An 11,464-nucleotide genomic window follows, 5' to 3' on the forward strand; every position below is an offset into this window, starting at 1 on the left:
AGGTGATTGCCAAAAATGCTATCTACCGCGTTAAAAAACTGCATCGTAGCATTGGCGGCATAGATAAGGAGCCTTCCATGCGTATCAATCCACCACTTGTCGCACTTGCCATCGGTGCCTTTGGCATCGGCGTAACAGAATTCGCCCCCATGGGCATGTTGCCGGGTATCGCTCAGGATCTGGGCGTTTCGATTCCCGCTGCCGGTTTGCTGGTCAGTGCCTACGCGCTGGGCGTATTGCTCGGCGCACCGCTGATGACCCTGACCACCGGCAGGATTCCCCGACGCTATCTGCTGATCGGGCTCATGGGGATTTTCACCTTGGGTAATCTGATGTCAGCCCTGGCCACCGATTACTACAGCCTCATGGTCGCCAGGGTGGTGACCTCACTGAACCATGGTGCATTTTTTGGCGTTGGCTCCATCGTCGCCGCCAGCGTGGTCGCCCCGGAAAAACGTGCCGGGGCGGTGGCGGCGATGTTCATGGGCCTGACCTTGGCGACCATCGGCGGTGTGCCGCTGGCCACCTGGTTTGGTGAACTGTTCGGTTGGCGCACCGCTTTCTGGGGTATTACCGGCCTCGGCGTGGTGACCATGGCCGCATTATGGTTCGCCCTCCCTAACCTGAAGACGTCGCAAAGCGTCGGTGTAATGGCCGAAATTCGAGTACTGGGGCGCGGTCCGGTGCTGGGCGCGTTGGCCCTGACCGTAGTCGGGTCGAGCGCAATGTTTACTGTCTTCACTTACATCGCGCCGATCCTCAGCAGCGAGACCAATGGTTCCACCGCCTATATCACTGGCATGCTGGTTCTTTTCGGGGTGGGGTTGACGCTGGGCAACCTGTGGGGCGGCAAGGCCGCCGACCGCTCGATAGATCGCACCTTGATCGTCTCGCTAAGCGTTCTGATTCTCGTCTTGCTGGCGTTCACTCTGCTGATGCGTTGGGCGGTGCCGGCCGCTCTGGCCATCCTGATATGGGGTATCGCCAGTTTCGCCCTGGTGCCGCCACTACAGATGCGTGTGATGGAAGCAGCGAAGGACGCGCCCAATCTTGCCTCTGCGGTGAACATTGGCGCCTTCAATTTTGGCAACGCGATTGGCGCAGCGCTGGGCGGAGCGGTGATCAACGCCGGGTTGGGTTATCCGGCCATTTCCCTGGCCGGAGCGTCGATGGGTGCTCTGGGGCTGCTGATGGTGTTGGCGTATGGCTGGCGTTCCAGAACTGTTGCATCAACAGTGGCGTGACGAAGCGCTGATGCCAGTGGCGTAGACAGTGGTCGAGCCTGAATTCAATGCGTGATGGTTGGCCGCCCCGATGGCTTTAGGTTTAAAGTCAACTTCAAGGTCAACAGAGTGTTCAGGGTGGGTTATGCGAATAGGCGAACTGGCGAAAATCAGTGGTTTGGCGCCCTCACGCATCCGGTTCTACGAGTCGAGCGGCTTGATCAAATCTGTCGAGCGCAAAGCAAATGGTTACAGGGACTACGCGCCTGATACCAAGTGGGTGTTGGAGGTCATCACCGCAGCGCAGGCGGCGGGTTTTTCATTGGAAGAAATTCGGCAGTTGATGCCGATGAATGCCAGCGGTTGGCAGCACGATGAATTGCTCAGCGGGCTTAAGCAAAAGGTTGAGGAAATTGCTGTTCTACAGCAACGGCTAGCCCACAACAAAGCGCAGCTTCTGCTCGTCATCCAGGGCATCGAGGGTAAGCCCGAAAGCATGGCGTGCGCGGAAAATGCGCAAATGCTGATCAATCGCCTGCGTGAAGAAGGCATTGGCAAAGCGCCGGGCAAGCGTGCGGTGCGTTAAGGTCAAATTCCACTGCTGCACTGCGCAAAAGGGTATTGACCTTAAAGTTGACTTTAATCTTAAGGTGGCCTCCTCTTCAGTTGAGGGCTGCTCCATGAATGTGTTCGACACCCTGATGCTTCCCAACGGTTCAACCATCAAGAACCGAATCGCCAAAGCTGCCATGGAGGAGAACATGGCGGACGCCGATCAGGCGCCTTCCAAGGACCTGCTGCGTCTCTATCAAGCATGGGCCGACGGTGGTGCCGGCCTGATCATTACCGGCAACGTTATGGTCGACGGCCGCGCCATGACCGGACCGGGTGGCGTGGTGTTGCAAGACGATCAGCAATTGCACAAGTTCAAGCACTGGGCGCGTATAGGTCGGTCTGGCGGTGCGCAGTTCTGGTTGCAGATCAATCATCCCGGTCGCCAGATGCAGTCCAACCTTGGGCAAAAGACCTGGGCCCCATCAGCCGTGCCGCTGGATCTCGGCAAAATGTCCAGGCGATTTGCCACACCTCATGCGATGACCCCAGGCGTGATCGAAGAGGTTGTTCAGCGCTTCGCGAATACCGCACGCCTCGGCGAGCAGGCCGGATTCACTGGTGTGGAAATTCATGCTGCCCATGGCTATTTGTTGAGCCAGTTCCTTTCGCCGTTGACCAACCAGCGGACGGACGAGTGGGGTGGCCCTCTGGAAAACCGGGCGCGCCTGTTGCTAGAAATCGTCAAGGCGGTCAGGGCTGTGGTTTCTGCGGATTTTGCAGTGGCGGTCAAGCTGAACTCCGCCGATTTTCAGCGCGGAGGATTCACCGCCGATGACGCGAAAAAGGTGGTTGAGTTGCTCAACGACCTGGGCGTGGACATGGTGGAGTTATCGGGAGGCAGCTACGAAGTACCCGCCATGCAGGGTGACGCGCGCGATGGTCGCACCCTGGCTCGCGAAGCCTATTTTGTCGAGTTCGCCCGTGATATCCAAACCGTCGCCAACATGCCGGTGATGGTCACTGGCGGTATACGCCGCCGCCCGGTGGCCGAAAGCGTCGTGCAGAGCGGTGTGGACATGGTGGGCATCGGAACCGCTCTTGCTATCGACCCGCACCTGCCTCGCCAGTGGCTGGCGGGCAACGACAATGCCCCGCAATTGCCGCCGATCACCTGGAAAAACAAAGCCATGGCGGCCTTGGCGAACATGGCTGTAGTGAAGTTTCAACTGCGTAAACTCAGTCGCAATAAAAATCCCGACCCGAGTGTTTCACCGTTGCTCGCGCTGATCCTGCAACAGGCCGCCATGGCCTTTCGCACTCGCCAGTACCGGAGATGGGTAGAAAAGTCTTCGCATTGCAACGGCCTGACGATCGCAGCGCACGGCGATGGTCTGCCTGGATGACACCTGCGCAACATCACTGAAGACGTTGCGCCAGGTGCTACGCGAGTGTTGTTCCGGGCTTAAAGCCCCCACCGCCCCAGCTCGGGCTTGCGCTCGTCAAGCAGCAGTGCAGGCGCCATGGCGCTCGCCATGTTCAGCAAGTGCATGTCGGTAGATACCGGTGACAGCAGCTGCACGCCAATCGGCATCTGTGCTTCATCGAATCCGGCGGGTAGTGCGATTGCCGGGGTGCCGAGGTAGTTACTGGCGCGGCTGAACGTGCCGATGCTCACGTGAGCAGCGTCCTGGTCATCAAGAGGCAGGGCCCCGTGACCGCTGACCGGCATCAGCAGAACACCGGATGAGCCGATCGCTCGTCTGAAGGCCTCGGCGGCGTGGGCACGCTGTGCAACGGCGTGTTCGTAGTCGTCACGGCTGATGGCCGCGCCGGCCAGGATGCGATTGCGCACCACCTCCCAGAGCGGCTGCGCAGGGTCATGTGCAAGGTGGCCGAACTCGCGATACCCCTCATAGGCAATGATCATCGAGTTGCACTCGGACAGCCGGCCGATGTTCAACTCATCCTCTGGAACCCAGCTCTGGAGCGTCCAGCCGGCCTTTTCCAGGGTGCTCAGGGCCTGATCCCATACCCGGCGAGCGCCCACGGACAGCGCACTTGGGAACGCGCTCTGGTCCAGTACGAACACCGTGCCCGGCTTGGCTGGTACCAGCTCACCTGCAAGGTCGGCCTGAACGCTCGACCCACTGCCGGTAGACGGGCTGGCAAGGATGGCCGTGAGTGCATGGGCGTCGCCAACATCACGGGCGATCGGGCCCAGCACGTCGAGGCTGGGCGCAAGCGGAACCACACCGTGCACGCTGATGACCCCGCTGGACGGCTTGAAGCCGACCAGATGATTGAGCGATGCGGGGGCTCGGATCGATCCGCCGGTATCGCCCCCCACTGCAACAGGTACAAGCCCTGCGGCAACAGCAACCGCCGCACCTGAAGAGGAACCGCCCGGGGCACGATGCAGCGTTGTGTCCCACGGGTTCCAGGGCGTGCCTCGGGTCGGGTTCTGCCCGGACAGGCCGAACGCAAATTCGGTCATCTGGGTCTTGCCCAGGATAACCATTCCGGCCGCCTGCAATCGTTGCGCGACGGTGCTGGTCACGGCACTGACAGTGCTCAGGCGGCTCAACGAACCTGCCGATGCCGGGGTATGGGCTATTTCGATGTTGTCCTTGATGGCGACCGGTACGCCATGCAAAGCGCTCGATGGGTGGCCTGCCTCGAGCGCACTGTCGGCGGCATCGGCTGCCGCCAGGGCTTGCTCTGCGAACACTGCGGTAAAGGCATTGAGCTCGCTGCCGCGAGCAATGCGGTCCAGAAAGTAGTGCGTGACGGCACGCGAGGTGATCTGCCGGGTAGCGATCAGATGGGCAATCTGCAGGGCAGACTGGAAACATAGGGCTTCGGATCGTTCGAGCATGGGTTCTAGGTTCTAAGCGGTGTGGGTCGGTAATCCCCGTATCCGATACTCGTTGACGGGGATTGCATGGCGTTGTTCGAGCCAGTGACTATTTCAGTGGCTTTCCGGCTGTTTCCGGCATTTTGATGAAGGTCACAAGCGTGAGCGCGGCGCCTGCGAGCACGTAGTAGAAGAACCAGCTCTCCTGACCGTTGCTCTGCAGCCAGGTCAGCAGATACGGCGTGGTACCGCCCAGCAGCGCCACCATCAGGTTGTAGGGAGCACCAATGCCGACTGCGCGAACGCGGCTGGGGAACTGTTCGGACATGATTGCCGGGGCGATGGAGGTATAGAGCGCGTACAGCATAAGGCCGAACAGCTCCACCATCAGGATCGACGAGAACGTCGGCTGCATGCTGGTGATGATCGGGTAGAAGAACACCAGGTAACCTAGGGCGAACACGATCAGTTGCGGCTTGCGCCCGAACTTGTCAGAGAGCATGCCGAAGAGTGGGTGCACGAGCATGAACGCGACCATTGCAACCGTGTTTGCAGCGAACGCTGTCGAGGACTCCACATGCAGCGCGCGGATGGCATAGGTCGGGATGTAGATGACGAACAGGTAGAAGGCAAAGGTGCTCAGGATCGAAAAGCCCACGATCCGCAGGGTCTCGCGCGGATAATCGCGCAGCAGGGTGCGCAGCGGTTGCTTCTCTACCTTGTCTGCGGTTGGCGGCGTGGAGGCTTCTGCTTCAGGTACCGACATACGCAGCCAGATGCCTGCGATACCGCCCAGGGCGCCGAGCAGGAACGGAATGCGCCAGCCGAACTCTCTCATCTGTTCCTCGGTGAGGAGGGTGGTAAGCGCCCAGCCGATCGCCGAGGCGGTCAGAATGCCCGCGGCGGAGCTGAAGAACACGAAGCTCGAAAAGAACCCGCGACGGTGGTCCGGCGCCAACTCGGCAAGGTAGGTAGAGGCTGAAGCGTATTCACCGCCCAGAGACAAGCCTTGCATCAGGCGCGCGATCACCAGCAAGACCGGCGCGAGCAGGCCGATCTTCTCGTAGGTGGGGGTGATGCCGATCATCAGGGACCCGCCTGCCATCAGCAGGATGGTGACCCCCAGTGCCGATTTGCGGCCATAGCGATCAGAGTAGATCCCCAGGGCCCAGCCGCCGATCGGGCGCATGAAGAACCCCACGGCGAAAATCGCGAAGGTCGCCAGCAGGGACGCCGTTTCGTCATTTTTTGGAAAGAATTGTGTGGAAAAGAACACCGCGAACGACGCATAGATCGTCCAATCGAACCACTCCACCGCATTGCCAATGCTGCCAGCAGCAATTTTGCGCGCGGTTGATACCTGCGGCTTTGCCGCTTCGGACGTTTGAGTCGCATAATTCATTGGCTTGTGCCTTTGGGTTTGAGTTGTAATTGTTTTTAGACATATGCGGCGTTTTTTTGTATTAATTTGGCCACTTGAGCGAAGGTATTGTAAGGATATGGTCTCGTCAACCGTTGATTCGGATGAAAAAAGACATTTTGCGTTGGATGACGCGGATCTGGCCTGCCTGATTGCACTGCAGGCGAACCCTCGCGGCACCTGGCGGGATCTGAGCGCCGGCTGCGATGTGGCGGAGCGTACGCTTTCGCGTCGGCTGCAACGCTTGATGGACAACGGGTATATCCGGGTGATCGGCGAGCTCGACCCGGTTGTGGTGGGGAGTGGCCCGGTGCTGCATGCCTGGATTCGGGTAGCAGACGGTCGTCAGAGCGAAGTGGCGCAGCACCTGGCGCAGTGGGCACAGACGCAGGTTGTGATGGCGACAACGGGCGAGTTCGACATCTTCACCGAGATCAACCTGCCCAGTGTGGAAGCGCTTTCTGACATGGTGGTGCGGGAGTTGCCGCTGGTGCCGGGGGTTAGGCAGGTTCAGACGCAGGTGGTGCTCAGGTCCTTCCGACGAGCCAGCCGCTGGCGCATTGATGGTTCGGTGCCTACCGAGCCGGTGCTGGCCGGGCCTGTGAGCCTGAGTGCTGACGAAATGCGGTTACTCGGCGCCCTGACCCTGGATGGAAGGGCCAGCCTGGGCGTGCTTGCCGAGACATGTGGAGTCAGTGAGCCGAAGGTTCAGCGGATGCTGAGTGGGCTTGTCGACAGCAATGCCCTGACATTTCGTGTGGAGCTCGAGCCGTTGCTGGTGGGCTATGGGGTAGAAGCGATTGTGTCGTTGCAGACTCGACCGGGTGCGGCGGAGGGCATTGCCCAGGAACTGGCGAAGGATGAACACACGCGTTGCCTGTTTGGCACCAGTGGCGGCTCGCAGCTGTTCTGGCATGTGCTGTGCCGTGATATCCATGATCTATGGACCGTCTCGACCGCCCGCATGGGATCCCTGGACGGGATCATCTCGTGTGAGACCAACACGGTGGTCAGGGCCTACAAAAGGGCGGGGCGGGTGCGTCGAGGGTTGATGGTCGAGTAGGGCTCATGCCTGCCTTTGTGCAAGCAACGTAGCTGGCTACGTTGCCTGTTTGGGCTTCCAGTAGTCCATCTCGGCCACCGCTCTTTCAATGTCATCCATGTCGTCGCAGCCCAGCGCGAGGTCGAACTTTTCAGTGATTGTTCTTCGCATGGCGGCCAGTCGACGGGTGATCTGGTTTTCATCGATGAACCGTGTCGTCTCTTCGCAATACAGCGCTCTGTCGCCTGGGCTGATGTCGCCATCAACATCCCTGTAGTAATGGCGGGCAATGTCTCTCAGGGAAATGAGCATGTATTCGATATCGGCGACAAGGTGGATGGCTTCTTCTCCAGACAGGAGGATTTCTCTGTTTTCCTTGAGCAGTTTCAATGGGTCTTCCACTCGATCTTTGAACGGGCCAGGTAGCGAGGATATCCCATGTGGCGCTGACGAACCCCATTGCGGGTCACTCGGATGATGACCGCCCCTGCGGGTCATTCACCAGAGCGGCCGCCGTCGCATGCAGCACCTGCACCAGCCACAGCACCGCGGCCCCCTTGCTGTAAAGCTCATTGACGGTCACGGGCGGGTGTTGGCGTACCACGCTCAAGCTGCTGAACCTGCCGTGCTCATCGTGAAAGGGTTGGGTCCAGCCGAGGCAAACGCCGTGATCCTGCGCGCCTGCCCACAACTCGGGGGGGCTGGTGAAAGCCTCTGGTGTCCACAGCAACGGGAAGGATGAGTGCCGGCTGTGCGCAAGCAGGGGCTCAACGACCGCAGGCTCATGGCGACGGTAGCGCTCGCCCCATGGGTTGGGGCAGTTGCTTTGTGTGATCGAAAACGTCGGGGTGGTGAAACTGAAGGCGTAGCAGTCGAAACCCAGGCACCGAAGCAGCTTTTCCAATTGCGCCAACTGGCTGTCCAAGTCCTTCGAGCACACCAGCTGACGCAGTTGCTCCGTTGTCCAGTGATCCATCGTTGCTCATCCCTGCATGATGTGAACATCCGTGGATACAGATCAGTTTCTCCTGATAAATACGTATCAGATGCGCCTTTTACGACTGTAGCTCAGCTTTTTTGCGCTATTGCAAAAAGCGCTAACGCTTTTGCCGGGTGGCCTGCCTCTGGTCGGACCCGCCCTCAGGGTCAAGCTCGCGCAGGCTTGCGGGCCCTTGTGCCGGTGATTCACCAGTCACCTGGCACAGCAACGCGCTGACTCGCTCGCCGTCCACCACACCCCGTGCCTGCAAGAGGTCGGCCACTGCTACCAGCCCCGCCCAGTACCGGCGTACCAGGCAGCCGGACCGGGCGATGGCCAGGGCCTCGGCATCGAGCAGCTTGTGCGCGGGCAACAGGCTGATCAGTTCATGCCCGCGGCAGCGGTCGCCACGGCCGCTGCCGCGCAAGATCCGGTCATAGCGTGCGTGCCGGTGGATGGCTTCGGCCACGGGCCCGGCAAAGCAGTGCAGCAAGTCGCGCTCGATGGGTTCGACGAGGGAGGGCAGGTATTCGGCAATGCCACGGGCGGCGAAGGCCGGGTGCACGATCAGGTAGTCCGCCTCCACCAGCCCCTCGGCAAAGTGCGCACGCCCGTTCAGGTCGATCAGCGGGCCGCTGGCGGCCTGGGCGTGGGTCAGCACGGTCACCCGTGCAATGGGCTGGCCGTTCCACCACACGGCCAGGGCGTGACCGGCCTCGTGGATGGCGGTTGAACGCGGGCGCATGTCCATGGGGCGAGCCTCCCGTGGGGTGGTCGCTCGCCCTGACTACGCCTGCGTTATCGGTGCACGGCTCAGCGAGCGTTTGTCCTACCTTCTGCTCCCTGGCGGGTTCCGTATAAGAGATTATGGCTATCACCCACCAATACTGCGGCTATTTGCCGACTCGGGGGCGGCGAACTAGCCTTAGTTCGGTGCCGGTGCCAGCTGGCCGACCCATCCTGATGAAGAGACAAGATCGCGGCGCTCAGCCGTTCGAGTCGTTGACGATGCAACCTGTGTAACTGATTTCGCACGTTGCCACGGCGCCCTGGCAGGGCTGCCTGGCGACATGAACTCGACCAAGGGTAGCTCTCACATGGCAACTGAATCGAAATGCCCGTTCAATCATGCCGCCGGCGGTGGCACCACCAACCGTGACTGGTGGCCCAACCAGCTCAACCTGAAGATCCTGCATCAGCACGTGCCCCAGGCCGACCCGCTGGGCGAGGGCTTCGACTATGCCCAGGCGTTCAAGAGCCTGGACTTCCAGGCCCTCAAGCAGGACCTCACCGCGCTGATGACCGACTCGCAGGACTGGTGGCCGGCCGACTTCGGCCATTACGGGCCACTGTTCGTGCGCATGGCCTGGCACAGTGCGGGCACCTACCGTACCGGCGACGGGCGCGGCGGTGCCGGCTCCGGCCAGCAGCGCTTCGCGCCGCTCAACAGCTGGCCCGACAACGTCAGCCTCGACAAGGCGCGGCGGCTGCTGTGGCCGATCAAGCAGAAGTACGGGCGGGCGATTTCCTGGGCCGACCTGATCGTGCTCACCGGCAACGTGGCGCTGGAGTCGATGGGCTTCAAGACCTTCGGGTTTTCCGGCGGTCGCCCGGACGTGTGGGCGCCGGACGAGGACGTGTACTGGGGCTCGGAGAACAAGTGGCTGGGCGGCGACACGCGCTACGGCAAAGACCCTGAAGCCATGCAGCCGCCGGGCGAGGGCACCCTGGTGGCCGAACCCGAGCAGCACGGCAACGAAGAAAGCCGTACCGAGCAGGGCCGCAACCTGGAGAACCCCCTGGCCGCAGTGCAGATGGGGCTGATCTACGTGAACCCGGAAGGCCCGGAAGGCAACCCCGACCCGGTCGCCGCCGCCAAGGACATTCGCGAGACCTTCGGGCGCATGGCCATGAACGACGAGGAAACCGTGGCCCTGATCGCCGGCGGCCACGCCTTCGGCAAGACCCACGGCGCCGGCCCGGCCGACAACGTGGGCCCCGAGCCTGAAGCGGCAGGCCTGGAGGAGCAGGGCCTGGGCTGGAAGAACAGCTTCGGCGCCGGCAAGGGCCCGGACACCATCACCAGCGGCCTGGAAGTGACCTGGACCACCACCCCGACCCGCTGGAGCAACAACTTCCTGGAGAACCTGTTCGGCTTCGAGTGGGAGCTGACCAAGAGCCCGGCCGGGGCCCACCAGTGGACGCCCAAGGGCGGCGCCGGCGCCGGTATCATCCCCGACGCCCACGACCCGTCCAAGCGGCGCAACCCCACCATGCTGACCACCGACCTGTCGCTGCGCTTCGACCCGATCTACGAGAAGATCTCGCGCCGCTACCTGGAAAACCCCGACCAGCTGAGCGATGCCTTTGCCCGCGCCTGGTACAAGCTGATCCACCGTGACATGGGCCCGCTGTCGCGCTACCTGGGCCCGGAACTGCCCGCTGAGGAGCTGCTGTGGCAAGACCCGATTCCCAAGGTCGACCACCCGCTGGTCGATGACGGCGACATCGCCGCGCTCAAGGCCAAGGTACTGGCCTCGGGCCTGTCGGTGGCGCAGCTGGTGTCCACCGCATGGGCGGCGGCTTCCACCTTCAGGGGCTCGGACAAGCGCGGCGGTGCCAATGGCGGGCGGCTGCGCCTGGCCCCGCAGAAGTTCTGGCAGGCCAACCAGCCCGAACAGCTGGCCGCCGTGCTCGCGACCCTGGAAGGCATCCAGAACGAATTCAATGGGGCGCAGGCCGGTGGCAAGAAGATCTCCCTGGCCGATCTGATCGTGCTGGCGGGCAACGCCGGTGTCGAGCAGGCTGCGAAAAACGCCGGGCATACGGTCACGGTGCCGTTCACGCCGGGGCGCACCGATGCCAGCCAGGAGCAGACGGACGTGGAGTCGTTCGGCTTTCTCGAACCCATTGCCGATGGTTTTCGCAACTACCTCAAGGGGCACTACCGCGTGCCGGCCGAAGCGCTGCTGATCGACAAGGCGCAACTGCTGACGCTCAGTGCACCGGAGATGACGGTGCTGGTGGGCGGCCTGCGGGTGCTGGGGGCCAATGTGGGCCAGAGCAGCCATGGCGTGTTCACCCAGCGGCCGCAGGCGCTGACCAATGACTTCTTCACCCACCTGCTGGACATGGGCGTGGAGTGGAAGCCGGTGTCCGAGGCCGCTCAGGCGTTCGAAGGGCGTGATCGCAAAAGCGGGCAGGTGAAGTGGACCGCCACCCGGGTCGACCTGGTGTTCGGCTCGAACGCGCAATTGCGGGCCGTGGCCGAGGTGTATGCCAGTGCGGATGCGCAGCAGCAGTTCGTCAGCGACTTCGTGGCGGCCTGGGCCAAAGTGATGAACCTGGACCGTTTCGATGTGAAGTAGCGCGTTCGTCCGCAAGGCCGGCC

10 protein-coding genes are annotated in these 11,464 nt (G+C 61.9%); 5 read left to right on the forward strand and 5 right to left on the reverse strand.

Annotated elements, in window-relative coordinates; all coding sequences use genetic code 11:
* The first annotated feature begins 77 nt into the window (after positions 1 to 77).
* The 3 genes from B4I46_RS17470 (at position 78) to B4I46_RS17480 (ending at position 3,181) form a co-directional block, all read left to right on the forward strand.
* A complete protein-coding gene (locus tag B4I46_RS17470) occupies positions 78 to 1,244 on the forward strand; it encodes an MFS transporter (protein WP_058540393.1) in 1,167 nt (388 codons plus the stop codon).
* Between the two features lie 124 nt (positions 1,245 to 1,368).
* Entirely contained in the window at positions 1,369 to 1,809 is a 441-nt protein-coding gene (locus B4I46_RS17475; RefSeq protein WP_116053566.1) for a MerR family transcriptional regulator, read from the forward strand.
* Between the two features lie 94 nt (positions 1,810 to 1,903).
* Positions 1,904 to 3,181 carry an NADH:flavin oxidoreductase/NADH oxidase family protein gene (locus B4I46_RS17480; RefSeq protein ID WP_286901166.1) on the forward strand — a complete coding sequence of 426 codons (1,278 nt, stop codon included), beginning with the start codon at positions 1,904 to 1,906 and terminating at the stop codon, positions 3,179 to 3,181.
* Between the two features lie 59 nt (positions 3,182 to 3,240).
* Here B4I46_RS17480 and B4I46_RS17485 read toward each other — a convergent pair whose 3' ends face one another.
* A complete protein-coding gene (locus B4I46_RS17485) occupies positions 3,241 to 4,653 on the reverse strand; it encodes an amidase (RefSeq protein ID WP_286901167.1) in 1,413 nt (470 codons plus the stop codon).
* Positions 4,654 to 4,741: 88 nt separating this feature from the next.
* Complete coding sequence (locus tag B4I46_RS17490) at positions 4,742 to 6,034, reverse strand: MFS transporter (RefSeq protein WP_043861683.1); 1,293 nt, start codon at positions 6,032 to 6,034, stop codon at positions 4,742 to 4,744.
* 97 nt (positions 6,035 to 6,131) lie between these two features.
* On the opposite strand from B4I46_RS17490, the gene B4I46_RS17495 reads away from it, so the two are divergent.
* The gene (locus B4I46_RS17495) at positions 6,132 to 7,115 is read left to right on the forward strand and encodes an Lrp/AsnC family transcriptional regulator (protein ID WP_100632503.1); all 984 of its coding nucleotides are present in this window, start codon (positions 6,132 to 6,134) and stop codon (positions 7,113 to 7,115) included.
* A 36-nt stretch (positions 7,116 to 7,151) separates the two neighbouring features.
* Here B4I46_RS17495 and B4I46_RS17500 read toward each other — a convergent pair whose 3' ends face one another.
* From B4I46_RS17500 to B4I46_RS17510, 3 genes are all read right to left on the reverse strand, one after another.
* Positions 7,152 to 7,484: a hypothetical protein gene (locus tag B4I46_RS17500; protein ID WP_058540389.1), complete on the reverse strand. Its 333-nt coding sequence runs from the start codon at positions 7,482 to 7,484 to the stop codon at positions 7,152 to 7,154.
* A 76-nt stretch (positions 7,485 to 7,560) separates the two neighbouring features.
* Positions 7,561 to 8,070, reverse strand: a complete 510-nt coding sequence (locus B4I46_RS17505) for an autoinducer binding domain-containing protein (RefSeq protein ID WP_254999980.1) — start codon at positions 8,068 to 8,070, stop codon at positions 7,561 to 7,563.
* A 121-nt stretch (positions 8,071 to 8,191) separates the two neighbouring features.
* A complete protein-coding gene (locus B4I46_RS17510; RefSeq protein ID WP_286901168.1) occupies positions 8,192 to 8,824 on the reverse strand; it encodes a hypothetical protein in 633 nt (210 codons plus the stop codon).
* Between the two features lie 346 nt (positions 8,825 to 9,170).
* Between B4I46_RS17510 and katG the strand changes: the two genes are divergently transcribed.
* Positions 9,171 to 11,441, forward strand: a complete 2,271-nt coding sequence (gene katG, locus B4I46_RS17515) for a catalase/peroxidase HPI (RefSeq protein WP_286901169.1) — start codon at positions 9,171 to 9,173, stop codon at positions 11,439 to 11,441.
* The last annotated feature ends 23 nt before the right edge of the window (positions 11,442 to 11,464 follow it).

The sequence above is a fragment of the Pseudomonas sp. UBA7500 genome (assembly GCF_002478435.1).
GTDB lineage: Bacteria > Pseudomonadota > Gammaproteobacteria > Pseudomonadales > Pseudomonadaceae > Aquipseudomonas > Aquipseudomonas palmensis.